13 protein-coding genes are annotated in these 17,381 nt (G+C 59.2%); 7 read left to right on the top strand and 6 right to left on the bottom strand.

The features are described 5' to 3' along the window. Positions 1-286 precede the first annotated feature (286 nt). Both A15D_RS00370 and A15D_RS17430 read right to left on the bottom strand, forming a co-directional pair. Positions 287-1,660 (bottom strand): DEAD/DEAH box helicase, encoded by a 1,374-nt coding sequence (locus A15D_RS00370; protein ID WP_102790315.1) that lies wholly within the window; start codon positions 1,658-1,660, stop codon positions 287-289. Positions 1,661-1,743: 83 nt separating this feature from the next. Beyond that, complete coding sequence (locus A15D_RS17430) at positions 1,744-1,875, bottom strand: hypothetical protein (protein ID WP_255407642.1); 132 nt, start codon at positions 1,873-1,875, stop codon at positions 1,744-1,746. Positions 1,876-2,035: 160 nt separating this feature from the next. On the opposite strand from A15D_RS17430, the gene A15D_RS00375 reads away from it, so the two are divergent. After that, positions 2,036-2,467 carry an MgtC/SapB family protein gene (locus tag A15D_RS00375; protein WP_102790316.1) on the top strand — a complete coding sequence of 144 codons (432 nt, stop codon included), beginning with the start codon at positions 2,036-2,038 and terminating at the stop codon, positions 2,465-2,467. Between the two features lie 29 nt (positions 2,468-2,496). On the opposite strand, the gene A15D_RS00380 is transcribed toward A15D_RS00375, so the two are convergent. Then, complete coding sequence (locus tag A15D_RS00380; RefSeq protein WP_199175708.1) at positions 2,497-4,446, bottom strand: metallophosphoesterase; 1,950 nt, start codon at positions 4,444-4,446, stop codon at positions 2,497-2,499. Between the two features lie 110 nt (positions 4,447-4,556). Then, the gene (gene recQ, locus A15D_RS00385; RefSeq protein ID WP_102790317.1) at positions 4,557-6,692 is read right to left on the bottom strand and encodes a DNA helicase RecQ; all 2,136 of its coding nucleotides are present in this window, start codon (positions 6,690-6,692) and stop codon (positions 4,557-4,559) included. 96 nt (positions 6,693-6,788) lie between these two features. Here recQ and chrA point away from each other — a divergent pair, with 96 nt between their 5' ends. The 3 genes from chrA to A15D_RS00400 all read left to right on the top strand — a co-directional run bounded on the left by chrA (position 6,789) and on the right by A15D_RS00400 (position 10,364). Beyond that, the gene (gene chrA / locus A15D_RS00390; protein ID WP_102790318.1) at positions 6,789-7,925 is read left to right on the top strand and encodes a chromate efflux transporter; all 1,137 of its coding nucleotides are present in this window, start codon (positions 6,789-6,791) and stop codon (positions 7,923-7,925) included. A 103-nt stretch (positions 7,926-8,028) separates the two neighbouring features. Next, positions 8,029-8,673 carry a TetR/AcrR family transcriptional regulator gene (locus tag A15D_RS00395; RefSeq protein WP_199175710.1) on the top strand — a complete coding sequence of 215 codons (645 nt, stop codon included), beginning with the start codon at positions 8,029-8,031 and terminating at the stop codon, positions 8,671-8,673. Next, the gene (locus A15D_RS00400) at positions 8,670-10,364 is read left to right on the top strand and encodes an acyl-CoA dehydrogenase family protein (protein WP_102790320.1); all 1,695 of its coding nucleotides are present in this window, start codon (positions 8,670-8,672) and stop codon (positions 10,362-10,364) included. The genes A15D_RS00395 and A15D_RS00400 overlap by 4 nt, the downstream gene beginning before the upstream one ends. A gap of 153 nt (positions 10,365-10,517) precedes the next feature. On the opposite strand, the gene A15D_RS00405 is transcribed toward A15D_RS00400, so the two are convergent. After that, complete coding sequence (locus A15D_RS00405; RefSeq protein WP_102790321.1) at positions 10,518-11,264, bottom strand: ParA family protein; 747 nt, start codon at positions 11,262-11,264, stop codon at positions 10,518-10,520. A gap of 254 nt (positions 11,265-11,518) precedes the next feature. Between A15D_RS00405 and A15D_RS00410 the strand changes: the two genes are divergently transcribed. Continuing rightward, a complete protein-coding gene (locus A15D_RS00410) occupies positions 11,519-12,550 on the top strand; it encodes a DUF4062 domain-containing protein (RefSeq protein WP_233191984.1) in 1,032 nt (343 codons plus the stop codon). Positions 12,551-12,685: 135 nt separating this feature from the next. On the opposite strand, the gene A15D_RS00415 is transcribed toward A15D_RS00410, so the two are convergent. Beyond that, positions 12,686-14,401, bottom strand: coding sequence for a proline--tRNA ligase (locus A15D_RS00415; RefSeq protein ID WP_102790322.1), 1,716 nt, complete (start codon positions 14,399-14,401; stop codon positions 12,686-12,688). Positions 14,402-14,555: 154 nt separating this feature from the next. Here A15D_RS00415 and A15D_RS00420 point away from each other — a divergent pair, with 154 nt between their 5' ends. Together A15D_RS00420 and A15D_RS00425 are read left to right on the top strand one after the other, a co-directional pair. Next, on the top strand, positions 14,556-16,913 hold the full coding sequence (locus A15D_RS00420; RefSeq protein ID WP_146026823.1) for a lactonase family protein: 2,358 nt from the start codon (positions 14,556-14,558) through the stop codon (positions 16,911-16,913). 38 nt (positions 16,914-16,951) lie between these two features. Then, complete coding sequence (locus A15D_RS00425; RefSeq protein ID WP_102790324.1) at positions 16,952-17,359, top strand: PaaI family thioesterase; 408 nt, start codon at positions 16,952-16,954, stop codon at positions 17,357-17,359. The last annotated feature ends 22 nt before the right edge of the window (positions 17,360-17,381 follow it).

Below are 17,381 nucleotides of genomic sequence, written 5' to 3' on the forward strand. Positions count from 1 at the left end.
TTTTTGGGGGGCCACCCTGCGGGCGTTCCTTCGCTACGCTCGGTGGCGGCGCGATAACCACAACCGTTAATAGCAATAGAGGGTACAGAGCTTAAGAGCGTCTTTGCTCAGTGGTCTCTGTGCCCTCTGTGGGTTTGGGCTATCGTGCCGCCAGCGACGCTCCTACGGATAGGTGGGAGGATCAAGCCTGGCTTTTCCCGCAAATCCGCGAAGAACCCTTTATTCGCGGTGGAGCGACTGCTCTTACCGTTTGGGGCCCCCGGTGGGAGCCGCGATCAGGGGTAGGTTATGACCCGGTCTTGGGCTGTGCACGGTTGCCGCCAGGGCGGCGCCGGCGGCGTTGCTGGCCATTTCCGCCGCCAGGCTTGTTGCCACGAGGCGGGCGATTGCCGGCAGGGCGGGCCGCTTTCTGATCGCCCTGACTCCCTGACGATGACTGACGCTGGTCTTGAGCTACCCCGGGTTTCTTAGGCTTCTTGGGCCGTTTTCGCTTGGGTGCTTGCAGCGGGCGTGCGGCAGGCAGCGGCTCGCCCGGTTCGAAACCGGCCACAATCTTGCGTTCCAGCTGTTGCTGGGTCAGCCGTTCGATATCGGTGAGCTGCTGGAATTCGTCTGCGCTGACCAGCGAAATGGCCTGACCGGTGGCGCCGGCGCGACCGGTGCGGCCAATGCGGTGCACATAGTCTTCCGGGACGTTGGGCAGATCCACGTTGACTACTTGAGGCAACTGCTCGATATCCAGGCCCCGGGCGGCGATATCCGTGGCCACCAGAGCGCGAATCTTGCCGCTCTTGAAGTCCGCCAGCGCGCGGGTGCGGGCATTCTGGCTCTTGTTGCCATGGATCGCGGCCGCTTCGATGCCACTGCCTTCCAGCTGCTTGGCCAGACGGTTGGCCCCATGCTTGGTGCGGCTGAAGACCAGTACCTGATACCAGTTGTGTTCCTGGATCAGGTGCGTCAGCAAGGCGGGCTTGCGTTTCTTGTCCACCGGAGCAATCCATTGAGTGACCAGCTCGGTGGTGGTGTTGCGCGGGCTGACATCCACTTCCACCGGATCATTCACCAGCCCCTTGGCCAGCGCACGAATGTCCGGTGAGAACGTCGCTGAGAACATCAGGTTCTGGCGACGCTTGGGCAGCAGGGCGAGAATCTTGCGAATGTCATGGATAAAACCCATGTCCAGCATGCGGTCGGCTTCGTCCAGTACCAGCACTTCCAGATGATCGAACTTCACGGCATTTTGCTGGTACAGATCCAGCAGGCGACCCGGGGTTGCCACCAGAATGTCCACGCCGCCACGCAGGCGCTGCATTTGCGGGTTGATCTTGACCCCACCGAAGACCACCGTGGATTTCAGCGGCAAGTGTTTGCCGTAGGTGGCAACACTATCGGCCACCTGGGCGGCCAGTTCGCGGGTTGGCGTTAGCACCAGCGCTCGCACCTGATTATGGCTGGCGGCCTTGCCGGTACGCAGACGTTCCAGCAGGGGCAGGGTGAAGCCGGCGGTTTTACCGGTACCGGTCTGGGCGGCTGCCATGACATCGCGGCCTTCCAGTACAGCGGGGATCGCTTGCGCCTGAATGGGGGATGGAGTGCTGTAGCCCTGATCGGCAACAGCAGTTTGCAGGGCTTCACAAAGCCCAAGATCAGAAAAATGCATGGGGGACGAATCAACGGGGAAAGGGCGGCAAGCCTACCTGATTCGAGGTCCCGGTTCGAGCGGTTTCCGACCAGTGACAGTGGTTAGGCCGCGTGGCTGTCCTGATGGTCGGTGACCGACTCCCAGCCGCCAGTAATGTCGGCGTGATTATCTTCAAAGATAGACTCCAGTGATTCCGGAACCCAATCCATATCCAGCATCTCATCATGTTCCATCTTTCGATCCCCTGTGGTTATTCTTTAAGCTTCAGGCTCTAAAGTAGCCCCGGAGCGATGGCGTTTCTGTTGCTCGGTTGTAAGCTTTTTCTTACAGAGCGTGACTGATAAGTGCGGTTATGCAATGCAGGATATTGTCCATGTCGCAGGGAGGTGGCGAATGAATGATCTGGATTGGAATCAGGTATTAACCCATCTTTATCAGCTGGGTATTGCCTTTGTTCTCGCACTGCCAGTGGCGTGGAACCGTGAACAAATGGCCCGGGGGGCGGGGCTGAGAACCTTCCCGTTGGTCTCTATTGCGGCCTGTGGATACATGCTGGTCGGGATGCAGGTCTATACCGGCTCGGATGCGGAAGCGCGGGTGATGTATGGACTGATCACAGGGATGGGCTTTATCGGTGGTGGTGCGATCCTGAAAAACGGGGGCAATGTCAGCGGTACCGCTACGGCGGCGAGTTTGTGGAACACCGGCGCCATCGGCATCTCGGTGGCCTATAGCCGCTACGAAATCGCGCTGGTGTTGTCGATCATCAACTTCCTGATCCTGCAGTTTTCGCGCTCCTTTAAAAGAGAGGAGGAGGAAAGTTGACTCCCCCGTCAGGCGGGGGAGTCAGGTGTTTACCGTGAAATCAGGGCGAGTTCGGCGTCCTGCTCCAGCACGGCCCACCAGCGTTGGCCATGGTCGGAGTCAAAACCGACAAGGGGGCTGCCATCACAGAGCGACTCCCGCACGGGGGGCGTGGACAGGAAGCTACTGTCAAAGGGTTGCTCCACCACGCAGCCTTCAGGAGTCACTGCCTCCCAGCCCGCTGAAGTCATGATGCCCAGCGTGGCTGATGCCGTATCAAGGTTGTCTGATGCATCAAATGTCAGGGCATAACGGTCCGAAATGGCGGTGGCGAGATCCCAGTCCTTGCTGGCACTGTCCGGTAGGGAGTGCGCGGTTTTGGCGCTTCCGTCGGGCTGGCTGCCGGGCAGACCTGCATCCGCTTCGATGTCCTTGACGGCCCCGTAGGCACTGGAATAGGTGCCTGTCTGGTTCTGGGTGCCGCTGATAATCAGGATATCGCTAAGCGTACTGCCATCGCTGGCCAGCCAGCTCATGGCCACATCTTCCTTCAGATCCATGGTGGTTTCGGGAATGTCGAGCACATTGCTGTCGCCACCATTGGGTACCACCCGGTTTTCCGCGTTGAGATTGGGTGTCCAGGGCTGGTTGTACTGAAACAGGAACTGGTATGACAGTCGCATCAGGTCTTCAACGGATTGCGCGCGGCTGAATCCCGGGGTCAGTTCCATGTCTCGGGTGCGGCTCTCGAGGCGGTTGAAGGTGTTGTTGGTGCCGGCCACCATACGGGCGATGCTGCCATCTTCGCCCTGGCAGTCATTGCTGATGTACTGGCTATCCAGATACATCACCGGGCGTGTGCCCTCGGGGATGGAGTTGGGGTAAACCACTCGCTCGCAGCGGTTGGTGGTACGGGAGAAACGGTCCAGTAGTTTCCAGTCGGGCTCGGCCAGTTCCTTTACGCCGTCCTCATTGCTCTTGATGGTGTGTTCGGTGAACCACGATTCGTAGTCAACACGAGGGCCACTGAAAGTCAGTACTGAGGCATTCGCGTCGTAGGCAGTAGAGCCATTGCTCATGGTGTTCATTTTTTGCTGGATGATCCGTTGCACCAGCTCCCTCTCGCCATAGCGGAATTCATACCCCTTGTAGGATGCATTGCCGGAAGCAATCTGGGTGTACTGGGGAATCCGGTAATTACCTTCTTCTTCGGTCCACGATGTTGGATCAACATAGATGGGTGCGGTAATCACGGAGCGCTGGTACATGTGTTCGTGACCCTGCACCCAGATGATGTCGTTACGGGCAAAAAACGCGCGGATGTCATCCCACTGGTTCAGCAACAAATCGTCACCGGTGGTGCCTTCAACGATCATTTCCCGGGTTTCACCGTACTTGGCGCCAATCAGGCCGTCGTGGCTGGCGATGACAATGTGTTCGACCTCGTCGCGGTGAGTGTTGACCGCGTCCTTGATCCACTGGAAGGCGATGGGCAGGTTGTAGTACTTGAGGAGAATGATCAGCACGTTTTCGCGGACCACGTAGTAATTCAGGTATTGGGCGCCAGCCATGTGAACGGCATCGTCCGGAATGTAGTGCTTCATGTTTTCGATCCATTCGACCGAATAGGCGTAGCTGTCCTCGTGGTTCCCCATGAGTGGCAGGAACTCAATGCCTGCCTCCCGGTAGCCCTCGGCAATTGACGTCCACTGCTCGAACTCCCCGGTGGTGCCGTGATCGGTCAGGTCGCCCACGGGAATCACGATGTTGACCCCCAGAGCTTGTTCCTTGTCCAGTACAGCCTTCATCGGATGCATGGCCACATTGTCGCCGCCTCCCTGGGTATCAGGGAGTATCCCAATCTTTACGGTTTCAGTGGTGCTTGAGGTGCTGTCTTTTTCCGTGGTGGTGTCGCCATTGTCTGACGAAGAATCCTCGCCGCAGCCGCTCAGTATCAATGCCGCAGCCAGTGCTGCGAGGCCCGAATTCAGTAATTTCACGATCGTATCCCCAGTGGTTGATGATTGCTCCCAGGGGAGTGTGGCGGGGGATTGTGTTGGCGAGTTAACGCTCTCGTGAATGTTATTTGAACGATCGTACTGAACGAAAATCAGTGCTGTGACAGAAGGGCCTGGCGGACGCAGTGCAAAACGCCCGTGGGCCAATCGTCGGCCAGGTATTCGCGCAGTTGCCGGTAGCTGAAGGTGTCTTCCGCAAGATTTGGCTGGCTGAGCAGGGCGTCCTGAATGATGCCGATTTCCACGTCGCTGATACCCAGGGCCTGTTCCAGACTGAGTTGGTTACCGACCACCAACTGGCTGAGCTCCCGGTAAACGGTTTGCTCGTTGACACCCTGTTGGCGGGCAATGTCGGCAGGGCGCATATTGGCCAGGGCCAGGGCGAGGATATCGTTGCTGTCCGGGCCGGCGGTTTCAGCCACCCCGGTGGGGGCGTCGCTGTCGTTGAGGACCGCCAGGAATTCGTCGCCATAGCGTTCCAGCTTGCGATCCCCGACGCCGCTGACAGCGGCCATTTCCTGCCGGTTGCGTGGGCGGATGGCGAGCATGTCCATCAGGGTTGCATCGTGGAAGACCACATAGGGCGGTACGCCTTCTTCCTCTGCCAACCGTTTGCGGCAGGCCCGCAGGGCTTCCCACAGGGTGCGGTCGGCGTCGGCGATATGGGCCTGGCTTTTGCGGGTGGTGGCTTTCTTTGCTCTGGCTAGCTCCTTGCGCAGGAGCAAGGGCTGTTCGCCACGCAGATAAGGGCGGCAGGTTTCGGTGAGCTTGAGGGCGCCGTAGCCGTTCATGTCCACACTGAGCAGGCCGCGGGCAACCAGCTGGCGGTAGATGCTTTTCCACTGGCTGGCACTGAATTCACTGCCGATATTCCAGGTGGAGACATGGTCATGACCGGCACTGGCAACCTTGTCGCTGCGATTGCCGGTGAGCACATCCACCAGGTGGCTGACGCCAAAGCGCTGGCCGGTCCGAAAGACACAGCTGAGGGCTTTCTGGGCGGCAACGCTGGCATCAAAGGTTTCCGGAGGGTTCAGGCAGGTGTCACAGTTGCCGCAGGGGGCGTCCAGGGTTTCATCGAAATAATGCAGCAGGGCCTGGCGCCGGCAGTGTGTTACTTCACAGAGCCCAAGCATGGCTTCAAGGCGCTGGTTCTCGTTGCGCTTGTGTTGCTCGCTACCGCTGCTCTGGGCCAGCATCTGCTTGAGTTTGATGGCATCTTCCAGCCCATAGGCCATCCAGGCAGTGGCCGGTTCACCGTCGCGGCCGGCCCGGCCCGTTTCCTGATAGTAGGACTCGATGCTTTTGGGCAGATCCAGGTGGGCGACGAAGCGGACATCCGGTTTGTCGATGCCCATGCCGAAGGCGATGGTGGCTACCATGACGATACCGTCTTCGCGCAGGAATCGCTGCTGGTGGGTTTCTCTTACCTGGGGAGCGAGCCCGGCATGGTAGGGCAGGGCACGGATACCCTGCTGGCACAGCCAGTCGGCCACGGTTTCCACCTTGTTGCGCGACAGGCAGTAGACAATGCCTGCATCGCTGCTGTGTTCCGTGCGGATAAAGCGCAGTAGCTGGTTACGGGCGCCGTCCTTGCGTTCAATGCGGTACTGGATGTTGGGGCGGTCGAAACTGGAAACAAAGTGCCGCGCCTGGCTAAGGTCCAGCCGCTCGGCGATCTCTGTCCGGGTGCGCTGGTCTGCCGTGGCGGTGAGCGCAATACGCGGCACGGTGGGGAATTCCCGGTGCAGTAGCGACAGTTGCAGATAGTCGTTACGGAAGTCGTGCCCCCACTGGGATACACAGTGGGCTTCGTCGATGGCGAACAGGGCGATATCTGCCTGCTGCAACAGCGACAGGGTGCGTGGCTGTATCAGGCGCTCTGGCGCAATGTAGAGCATGTCCAGCTCGCCATTGAGCAAGGCGTCTTCCAATGCCCTTACCTGCTCGAAATTCAGGGTGGAGTTGAGAAACCCCGCCTTGACGCCCAGCGCCTTGAGGGCGTCCACCTGATCTTGCATCAGGGCGATCAGTGGGCTGATCACCACGCCGGTGCCGTGCCGCACCAGGGCAGGAATCTGGTAACAGAGGGATTTACCGCCGCCGGTGGGCATCAGTACCAGGGCGTCGTCGCCGTTCACAAGGGTGTCGATGATGGCCTGCTGCTCACCGCGGAACTGGTGATAGCCGAACACATGCTGGAGGACGGAGTGGGCATCGGATTGCATGGCGGGAGTATACCTGTCGGGGGCGAAACCTGACATCTTCCAGACGCCTGAATGTGCTAGGTTCCGGGGCTGAATTAACGGATTTTTGAGTCAGTCATGAAAGATATCTTTCGTCAGTTTTTGCTCCTGGGTCTGGTCAGCTTTGGAGGGCCTGCCGCTCATGTGGGCTATTTTCACCGCCGTTTCGTGGAAGAGCTGAAATGGCTGGATGACGCTGAGTTCGCCCGTTTGCTGGCCTTGACCCAGTTTCTCCCCGGCCCGGCATCCAGCCAGCTGGGCTTCGCGATTGGCCGTCTGCGAGGCGGTGTGGCGGGGGCCTTTACCGCCTTTGTGGCCTTCACGCTGCCCTCGTTTGTGCTGATGGCCTTGCTGGGTATCTATGCCCACCGGTTACCGGATGCGTTGCAAGGTGGGGCCATCACTGGACTGAAATGGTTGGCGGTGATCGTGGTGGCCGATGCGGTGTGGAACATGAGCAAGCGTTTTTGCACCGGCCGCCTGACCCGCGTCCTGGCCGTGGCGGTAGCGGGTTTGCTGATTATCGGGTCGTCACTTTATGGGCAGATTGTCGCGTTGATCGTTGCGGCCGGGTTGGGTTGGCGCTGGTTAAGACCGGGCACCGTTGCTCCAGCCGAAGGTCAGCCTGTGATTCGGCGCTTTCCGTTGCTGATATTGGCGTTGCTCGCGGGAGTTGCCGTGTTGGCTGGCGGCCGGTTACTGGGACTGTGGAATGATTTCTTCACGGCCGGGGCTCTGGTGTTTGGTGGCGGGCATGTGGTGCTGCCGTTGCTGCAGGAATTGGTGGGGCCACAGCTCAGCCCGGATGCGTTCCTGACCGGCTATGCGGCGGCTCAGGCGGTGCCGGGGCCCATGTTCTCCCTGGCGTCGTATCTGGGGGCGGTGCTGTTGCCGTCGAGCCCCTGGTTGGGGGCGCTGGTTGCCACCCTGGCTATTTTCCTCCCCGGCTTTCTGTTGGTGCTCGGTTTGATGGACGCCTGGCAATGGCTGTCCTCTCGCCCGGCGCTGGCCGGTGCCGTAGCGGGTATCAATGCGGCGGTGGTGGGGTTGCTGCTGGCGGCCCTGTATCAGCCGGTGTTTGTGTCTGCAGTGCAGGGGTTCTGGGATTTGCTGGTGGTGGTGGCTGGCTTCTGGCTGCTGCGCAGTGGCAAGGTGCCGTTGTGGGGGATGGTGCTGGGGATGACGGGGCTTGGCGTCGTGGCGGGGGCGCTGTGAAGAGCAGTTTAAAGTTCAACTCATCCCCAGCCCGACTACCGGCCTTGCCTGAAGAGCGGAATAATGGTTCACTTCTTTAAAGAAGTGAATGTGGATTCCGATCATGGCTTACCGGGAAACCGATACTGTCCGTGCCCGCAAGGCGGCGCAGCGCGCGCATTTACTGCGTTGCGCGGAGTCGTTGGTACGGGACGGCGGCTTTGCCAACCTGACCATGCAGACCCTTGCCGGCGAGGCGAAGGTGGGCGTGGGTACGCTGTATCGTTATTTTGACAACAAGTCGGTGCTGGCGGCGGAAGTGTTTCGCTGTGCTACCGAGCGGGAGGTGGCTGCCGTGGCTGAGGCCATGGACCACGATGGACCGTTTGCCCAGCGGCTCAGCCACGTGTTGCGGGTGTTTGTCAGCCGTGCCGAGTCGGCTCCCCGACTGGCCTGGTCCCTGATTGCCGAGCCGGTAGATCCGGCAGTCGACGCGGAGCGTCTGCTCTACCGTCGTCGTTATGCCGAGCTCTACCAGCAGTTCCTGGCAGAGGGGGTGGACAGCGGTGTGCTGCCGGCGCAGGACACGGCCATCAGCGCCGCGGCCATGGTTGGAGCCATTGCCGAAGCCTTGGTCGGTCCCTTGTCTGAACCTTTGCCCCGGTCTGACCTGGCGGCATCCCTGACCCAATTTTGTCTCCGTGCGGTGGGCATGTCCCCGGCGCACCCGATCATGCCGCAGTCCAGTTCTTCGGGAGAGAACCCATGAATGCCAAACATGCTAACCTGAACGCAGACCCTCTGGCCCAGACCCATGAGGTCTTTAACCAGGCCCGGGCGCTGGAAGATTACAACGCCTATGACAGCGATACCGCCTTGCGTGAGGCGGTGCAGCGCCATGGTGCCGGTTGGGCGGAAGATGCCCTGTCGGCCCACGGGGCGAAAACCGGTAGTGCGGAAGTGATTGAATGGGGCTTTCTGGCCAACGAGCACAAGCCGCAGTTTTTCTCCCATGACCGTCAGGGATACCGGGTGGACTACGTGAAATACCACGAGTCTTACCATCGGCTGATGGCTCTGGGGCTTGAGTCAGGTATTCATTCTGCGCCGTGGCGCGATCCCAAACCCGGAGCCCATGTGGCCCGTGCGGCGCAAAGCTACCTGCAAGCCCAGGCGGAGGCCGGCCATGGCTGTCCACTGACCATGACGTTTGCGGCAGTCCCTTCTATCCATCTGACGCCATCACTGGCGAAGGAATGGCTGCCCAAGATTCTCAACAATGCCTATGACCCGCGTAATGTGCCGCACACAGAAAAACAGGCATTGACCATCGGCATGGGCATGACCGAGAAGCAGGGCGGCTCTGATGTGCGCGCCAACACCACCCATGCCTTGCCCATTGGGGCGGAAGGCCCGGGTGAGGCCTATGAGCTGGTGGGCCACAAGTGGTTCACCTCGGCGCCCATGTGCGATGCCTTTCTGGTGTTGGGGCAGACGGCCAACGGCTTGAGCTGTTTTCTGGTGCCGCGCTGGCGCCCGGATGGCAGCAAGAACCCCATCCAGGTGCAGCGCCTCAAGAACAAGATGGGTAATGTCTCCAATGCGTCCTCGGAAATCGAGTTGCGGGGGGCGCTGGGCTGGATGGTCGGCGAAGAAGGGCGCGGCGTGCCCGCCATCATCGAGATGGTGGCGATGACCCGTTTCGATTGCATGATTGGCTCCGCGTCGGGCCAGCGCCAGGCGGTTGCCCAGGCGGTGAACCATGCCATGGGCCGGGCAGCCTTTGGCAAGACACTGATTGACCAGCCGCTGATGCGCAATGTGCTCGCCGATCTGCAACTGGAAGTGGAAGGGTCGCTGGCCATTGCCATGCGCATGGGAGAAGCGCTGGACCAGTCCTCACTGGACCCGTCGAATACTCATGAAAAGCTGCTGCTGCGTCTGGGGCTGCCCGCGGGCAAGTACTGGATCTGCAAGCGCACCCCGTTTCATGCCTACGAGGCAATGGAATGCCTGGGGGGTAACGGTGTCACCGAAGATTTCATCATGGCGCGGCTGTACCGGGAGGCGCCCATCAATGCCATCTGGGAAGGCTCCGGCAATGTGCAGGCACTGGATATGCTGCGTGCCCTGGCCAAAACCCCGGCGGTGCTGGAAACCTGGTTTGCCGAACTGGCCAAAACCGCAGGCAGCGATGCCCGGCTGGACAAGGCGGTGAACAGCGTGAAGCAGGAATTCGCCGATATGGATCAGGCGGAGTACCGCGCCCGCGATATCGTCGACCGCTTGTCCCTGACCATGCAGGCCAGCCAACTGGTCGCCGCCGGTAACCAGGCCGTCGCCGAAGCGTTCATCGCCTCACGCCTCGGGTCACACGGTGACCGCAACTATGGCACCTTGCCGCGGGGGCTGGATCTGGGGGAGATATTGGCGCGGGCGAACCCGTGGGAAAGCAATTAATAGTGAACAATGAATAATTAATAGCTGCGCGAGCAGCGACTGTCGTCATACCAAGCGATGAGGCCGCGCCCAAACACTGGGCGCGGCCTCATGCGTTTCAAAACACGAAAACCCGTCTCGCGACGTTATTAATTATTAACTATTCATTATTAATTAAAGCTTCAGTTTCCCCGCAATCTCAAACCACATGGCCCTGAATGCCTGGGCACTGGGAGTGTAGGGGGCGAATTCGCCTACCGGGGCGCGGTGGTCGCCCATTTGTTCGACATGGGTGGAGTAGGGGATCCAGGTCTTGAGGCCGCCTTTCATGACTTTCGGGCGTTTGACCAGCATCTCTACGTGCAGGTCGCGGTGGCGGTCGACCATGTTGAAGAAGGGCACGACGGTAAGGTGCTTGTAGTCCTTGCTGTCGATCCAGTCGAGTACCTGCTGGAAGGCCCGCACTGACAGGTGGGTCGGGATTACCGGTACGAACAGGTAGTCCACCGCCGCAAAGATGCTTTCGGCTACCGGGCTGAGTGTCGGCGGGCAATCCAGGATTACCAGCTCGTAGCTTTCGCCCAGCGGGGCGATCAGCTGTTTAAGCCGGGTCTTGGCGCCACCGTTTTCGGTGAGCTTGATATCCGCATTGCGCATGGACAGGTCGGCGGGGATGGCATCCAGGTTGGCCCAGCGGGTTTCCCGCTTGAGCCGGCCAATAGGCTGCTTGCCCTTGATCAGGTTGCCAGCCTTGTAGCCATCGCCATCATCTACCCCCAGATAGAAGCTCGCGGCGCCTTGCGGGTCCAGATCCCAAAGCAGGGTGCGGTGTTTCCAGCGGGCGGCATGCCAGGCCACGTTCACGGCCGAGGCGGTTTTCCCCACACCCCCTTTCAGGTTGTAAAAGGCGATGGTTTGCATGGCGTTCCATTCCTGTCCAGAGAAAGGTCAATTATAGCCTTGCCAGCGGCGAATGCTGGGCCAATACGCCTGCCGCTATCCTTATGGCTGGGCTCAGGCTAGCATGAACTGACACACAGGCCCATGTTGGCTCCAGTGCAGGCCTGCCGTATTGGGCCGGAAACTTGTGATCCGGGGGCGGTGGCGCTTTAATAGCCCACCAGCAAGCCCAATGATGGGTGCCAGCCACAGACATCAGGACGCAGGATAACAGGGTGAGTGCCTCAAAACGCTACCAGGTCTTTATCAGTGCCACCTACCCCGATATGCAGGGGGCCAGGCAGGCATTGATGTTGCCCATGATCGAGCACGGCATGATTCCGACCGGGCTGGACAGCGCGGCGGCCGATGGTAATACCCTGCTGCCGGTGATCCAGAAACTGATCGAGACCAGCGATTACTTCATTCTGGTGGTGGGCGGTCGTTATGGGCACTTGTCGCCGATGGGGCTGAGTGAGATTCACCGTGAATACATTTTTGCGGCCACCAAGCGCAAGCCCATCGTTGCTTTTATTCATGACAACCCGGACATGCTGGAAGCGGACCAGCGTGAAGCGACCCGTGATGGTCAGGTGCGCCGTGATGATTTCGTCCGCCTGCTGGAAGAAAAAGTCCCCAGTTTCCGCTGGACCACCGAAGCGAATCTGGCTGAGCTGGCTCACAAGGTGATCCCCAACCTGATGCGTGAGCATCGTACACCCGGCTGGGTGCGAGCGGATCAGACCGGACTTGGCGGCGGGGCAGAAGCCGAGTCGCTAAAAGCGCGTATCAGTGAGCTGGAAAAAGAACGGGAAGAGTCTCTGGCTCAATCTCGCCCGGCGCTCAAGACGTTGGCCCGGGGCGGCGACCAGGTGGCGCTGGACTACTCTTGTAATGTGTACGAAGGTGGTGATTGCAAACTGGCCATGGTCACCACCCGGATCAGCTGGGATCAGGCGTTTTCCTGTGTGGCGCCACTGATGCTGAACCCTGCCTCTGAGCCTGTCATGCAGAAGGCACTCGAAGATTTCATCGTGCGCAAGGCGCTTGCCGACGTGCAGACGGATTTCCCCCGCGCCCATGCTGTGCGCAACGTGGTGCTCGCCGCCCACTCCTTCAACCAGCTCAAGATCCACCTGCGCGCCCTGGGGCTCATCAGCAAAGCCCAGGAAACCGATAACCGAGGCCTGCCTCTATGGCAATTGACGGCCCATGGCGACAATACGATGAGTCAGGTGATGGCGGTTAAGCGCAGCGTCAAACTGTAGTTAACAGTTAACAGCGTACCTGACGCTTCTATCCTTCAAACGCAAGAGGCCGCGTCCAGCAGTTGGACGCGGCCTCTTGCGTTGCAAACAGCACGGGCATAGCCCGCGCGCTGTTCACTATTCATTGTTAACTGTTCACTTCCCCAACTTCGCCTTCACGAACGCAACCACCTCATCCGCTGCCACATCGGTATTCTCCGCATCCCCACGGCCCTTGTATTCCAGCACGCCATTGTCCATGCCGCGTTCAGCGATGACGATCCGGTGGGGGATGCCGAGCAGTTCGGTGTCGGCCAGCTTGACGCCCAGACGCTCTTTTTCGCGGTCGTCAAACAGGACCTCAATACCGGCGGCGCTGAGTTCGCTATACAGCTGCTCGGCCAGTTCACGTTCGCGGGGGCTCTTCTTGATGTTCACGGGCACCAGGGCAACCTGGAACGGGGCGATGGCTTCCGGCCAGATGATGCCGCGGTCGTCGTGGTTCTGCTCGATGGCTGCTGCCACTACCCGGGTGACCCCGATGCCGTAGCAGCCCATGGGCATGATGACCGATTTGCCGTTTTCGTCGAGCACTTTGGCGCCCAGAGCTTCCGAGTACTTGGTGCCGAGCTGGAAGATGTGGCCCACTTCGATGCCGCGCTTGATGGTCAGTGACCCTTTGCCATCCGGGCTGGGATCCCCTTCGACCACGTTACGCAGATCGGCCACTTCCGGCAGCGCCACGTCGCGTTCCCAGTTGATGTTGAAGAAATGTTGGCCGTCTTCGTTGGCGCCGGCGCCGAAGTCGCTCATTACCGCGACACTGCGGTCAGCAATCGCCTTGATGGGCAGGTTGACGGGACCGAGGGAGCCAGGGCCTGCACCGATGGCCTTGCGGATGTCGTCTTCGCTGGCGAATTCCAGCGGCGAGGCAACAGCATCCAGCTTTTCTGCCTTGATATCGTTCAGTTCGTGATCGCCACGCACCAGTAGCGCCACCAGGGTACCTTCTTCGGCGCCCTTGACGACCAGAGTCTTGATGGTCTTCTCGATGGCCAGATCAAACTGCTGTACCAGGTCGTCAATGGTCTTGGCGTTGGGGGTATCGACCTTTTCCATGGCCGCGCCGGGGGCGGGCCGCTCGGTGGCGGGGGCCAGAGCTTCGGCCAGTTCCACGTTGGCGGCGAAATCGGAGCTGTCGGAAAACGCAATGTCGTCTTCGCCGGACTCTGCCAGCACATGGAATTCATGGCTGGCCGCCCCCCCGATGGCACCGGTGTCGGCTTCTACCGGACGGTAATCCAGACCCAGACGGTCAAAAATGGCGCAGTAGGCCTGGTGCATGATCTGGTAGGTCTCAGCCAGGGAATCCATATCGGTGTGGAAAGAGTAGGCGTCTTTCATGATGAATTCCCGCGAGCGCATGATGCCGAAGCGGGGACGAATCTCATCGCGGAACTTGGTCTGGATCTGATAGAAGTTGGCCGGCAGCTGCTTGTAGCTGTGAATCTCGTTGCGGACCATGTCGGTAATCACTTCCTCATGGGTGGGGCCCAAGCAGAAAGGATTGTCATGCCGGTCGGTGATGCGCAGCAGCTCGGGGCCGTAGGCCGGCGCCCGCCCGGACTCTTCCCACAGGTCCATGGGCTGAACCACGGGCATCAGCACTTCCTGGGCACCCGCCTTGTCCATTTCCTCGCGGACGATCTGTTCCACCTTGCGCAGCACCCTCAGCCCGCTGGGCAGCCAGGTGTAAAGGCCGGAAGCCAGCTTGCGCACCAGACCGGCACGCAGCATCAGCTGATGGCTGATGACGACGGCATCAGAGGGGGTTTCCTTGACGGTGGCGAGCAGGTATTGGGAGGTGCGCATAGGGGTCTTTGTATCAGTATTTATAAGGGAACGCCGATTCTAGGGATAAAGCGCCAGTGACTCCAGTCTTGGCATTTGCATTCGAGGTTGTCTAGAATCGAGTTCAGAATAAAGTATCAGCAATAACCATAATCCAGGGTACATGGGGGAAGGAATGAACCGTCTCAAGACGTGGGCGTCAGGATGCGCCCTTGGGGTTGCTTTGTGTTCAGGGGCCCAGGCAGAACTCGTTGATTCTGTTCGGGTTGGCGATTTCGCCTACATGATCTCGGCTTCCCATCTTTATGTTTACAACTCGACCAGTGGTGGCTCCACTGCCATTGAACTTGAGATGGAGCCCATTGCGGTAGATGCAGTAGCCGATGGCGTTTTCGTCGCATACCAAGGCAAGGTGGAAAAACGAGACTTGAATGGTGACATCATGATTGATGCCACCGGGCGGATCGAACGTAACCTGAATTTGGCCACGGATATTGCTGTGCAGGGTTCGACTCTGTATGCGAGCTTCAATGACGGCACCTCAGTCTACGCTTTGAGTACTACGGACCTCAGTGCGGTCGGTGGGGCAGCCCCTCTTACGCTTACTGACCCTATGCGTAAAATTCGGGCTTATCCATCAAGTGGCGCAATACAGGCTCTTTACAGCCCGGGCGGCAGCGATTTGTTGCGACTCGCTTTTCCCGTTTCCTTGTCGGCGGATAATGAAGCAGAGGTAGAGCTGTTTGCGCTTCCACCGGGGCAGGAAAGCTATGTTGGGCAACCGGAAGATATTTTCCTGCTGGAAGGTGGCACTGGAGACATGCTGCTGATGGATAACGGGACAGAGTGGACTGTGGCCGGCGGCTACAATGGTTGGATTGCCGGAGTCGGCTTCCGTTTTCTGGATCAGGCCGAGGATGACAACTGGTCTGTAGTGCGTGACAAAATTATTGCCTGTGAGCCTGTCGACCAGCAAACCTGGGGCTCTGATCTGATCCACTATGATACTGCGCGGGCGTTTGACAGTCGCTACAAGGCGGGTACTCCTGAAGAACTGTATGAAGTTGTGCATCTTTGGGGAAGCGGTGCAGACCCAGATTCACACCTGTTTCGTGAGAGTGCGCCAGGTGTACTTCAGGTGGATGCGTCTACTCGAAGTGAAGGGCTGGATTTCGATGATGGAAAAGTACCTTATTCCGTAGACGCCAATGCGGGTTTGTCTGACTACCAGTTGCAAAATGGACTTTCCCCCCGACATGTGGCGTTAAGTGACGATAATTCCCACGCTTATGTGCTGCATCAGGGTAACGAGCGATGTCAATCCATGGTGCGGGTTTATAACTTGGGTACGCAAAGCTGGGAGTCAACGATTCCTCTGCGTTGGCGGGCAGATGCGTTGGCCACGTTGGGTGGGGCGACACCGGGCACTAGTGATGACTGGCTGGCGGTGGTGTATGAGTCAGCCTACGATGTTTATGGTAGCAGTGACGTTTACGCATCTTTTATTGACGTAAATGCGCCCAGCCCTGTTGAGGATCCCGCTCGGGACTTCGCAGATTATGGCGCCTATCATTTTAATCTGGGTACCGTTGAAGGTAGCCGCCATGCGGTGCTGTTTCAGGTGGAGGTCAGTTCTTTTCCTGACTACAGCCTGATCACTGGGTTGGGGCCGGATGGTGGATTTGATCAGTACACTCATTGTGACAGCGAGTCAGGTTGCTCCCCCTTCAGTGTGATTGATGGTTGGGATGCCAGAGCGGTGCTTGGCGAAACGGCTACGCTAGCCTTGAAGGCTGAAGAAGATCTCAGCCTGCTCAATTTCTCCGAGAGTGAGACCATGTTTTCGTTCTCTGCTCCGCATGACAACGGAAGATTGGATAAGGCTTTTGAGATTGTTGAGGCGCCATTGGTGGCTTCCCGCTCCCAGACGTTTATTGCCATGAATATGGAGCAAGACAGCATTGCCTTGTTTGATACTACCGGTCAGGCGTATTCAGAGGGGCGTGCCCAGGACTTTCTCCCTTCCCTGGTGGAAGCGGGAGTATGGTCAGAGACCGCTCAGGGAGGGGCAGGGCTTCCAGCATTCTATAATCTGAGTGGTGGCGATGTAGCGGGGTCGGTGGCGTCAACAATCCAGAACTGGCACCTCACTTTGGGCGCAGATGGGCACGCGACGTTTGAGCCTGCAGGTGAAGGGACTCTGGCAGGTTTCCCGCTGCGAGTTGATGTAGTGGATCCTGCCACTGATTCGCTTTTGCTAACGACGGTTTATCAGGGTCAGTACCGGTTCACTCCGATTGATAAAGACATCACCAATGCGCCGGGTTTTGTGCCCGATGCAGCAGCAGGAGGTGGTGATTCGGGTGATGATGAACCCGACTCGGAAGGGGGCTCCAGTTCGGGTGGTGGTAACAGCTCTGCGGTATCAGGCAGCGGCTTTAGCAGTGGCGGTGGCGGAGGGGGAGCAATGGGCTCGCTCCTGGGGGTGTTGCTCCTGATTGCGCTGCGCAGACGCACGACCACAACACACTAATTTTAGGGCCCTGCGGGGCCCTTTTTGGGAGAGTCTGAATGTTGAATGCTGAACAGGTGCAGGCGGTGATTTACGAAGGGTTGCCTGCGGCCTCGGAAGAAGGGCTGGTAGTGGAGTCCATTGGGGATCGTCGGGCGCGGGTGCGTAGCCCGTTCCGGCCTTCCGCCCTGCGCCCCGGTGGCACCCTTTCCGGTCCGACCATGATGGGGCTGGCGGATGCTGCCATGTATGCTGCGGTGCTTGGTGCATTGGGACGAGTGGAAATGGCGGTGACCCAGAATCTCAATATCAACTTCCTCTCTCGCCCGGCGCAGAAAGACCTGATAGCGGAGGCGGTAATCCTGCGACTGGGGCGTCGTTCGGCGGTGCTGGAAGTGCAGCTGTTCAGCGAAGGCAGCGATGAGATGGTCGCCCACGTTACCGGGACCTACGCCTTGCCGGCTTAATGCTGACGGTTATCAGCTATCA

The sequence above is a fragment of the Alcanivorax sp. MD8A genome, assembly GCF_002888555.1.
In the GTDB taxonomy this organism is placed as follows: domain Bacteria; phylum Pseudomonadota; class Gammaproteobacteria; order Pseudomonadales; family Alcanivoracaceae; genus Alcanivorax.

What these genes read in the sequence shown, in the direction of transcription:
- A15D_RS00370 (WP_102790315.1), bottom strand. Translation starts at nt 1,660, where the DNA reads ATGCATTTTTCTGATCTTGGGCTTTGTGAAGCCCTGCAAACTGCTGTT.
- A15D_RS17430 (WP_255407642.1), bottom strand. Translation starts at nt 1,875, where the DNA reads ATGGAACATGATGAGATGCTGGATATGGATTGGGTTCCGGAATCACTG.
- A15D_RS00375 (WP_102790316.1), top strand. Translation starts at nt 2,036, where the DNA reads ATGAATGATCTGGATTGGAATCAGGTATTAACCCATCTTTATCAGCTG.
- recQ (WP_102790317.1), bottom strand. Translation starts at nt 6,692, where the DNA reads ATGCAATCCGATGCCCACTCCGTCCTCCAGCATGTGTTCGGCTATCAC.
- chrA (WP_102790318.1), top strand. Translation starts at nt 6,789, where the DNA reads ATGAAAGATATCTTTCGTCAGTTTTTGCTCCTGGGTCTGGTCAGCTTT.
- A15D_RS00395 (WP_199175710.1), top strand. Translation starts at nt 8,029, where the DNA reads ATGGCTTACCGGGAAACCGATACTGTCCGTGCCCGCAAGGCGGCGCAG.
- A15D_RS00400 (WP_102790320.1), top strand. Translation starts at nt 8,670, where the DNA reads ATGAATGCCAAACATGCTAACCTGAACGCAGACCCTCTGGCCCAGACC.
- A15D_RS00405 (WP_102790321.1), bottom strand. Translation starts at nt 11,264, where the DNA reads ATGCAAACCATCGCCTTTTACAACCTGAAAGGGGGTGTGGGGAAAACC.
- A15D_RS00415 (WP_102790322.1), bottom strand. Translation starts at nt 14,401, where the DNA reads ATGCGCACCTCCCAATACCTGCTCGCCACCGTCAAGGAAACCCCCTCT.
- A15D_RS00420 (WP_146026823.1), top strand. Translation starts at nt 14,556, where the DNA reads ATGAACCGTCTCAAGACGTGGGCGTCAGGATGCGCCCTTGGGGTTGCT.
- A15D_RS00425 (WP_102790324.1), top strand. Translation starts at nt 16,952, where the DNA reads ATGTTGAATGCTGAACAGGTGCAGGCGGTGATTTACGAAGGGTTGCCT.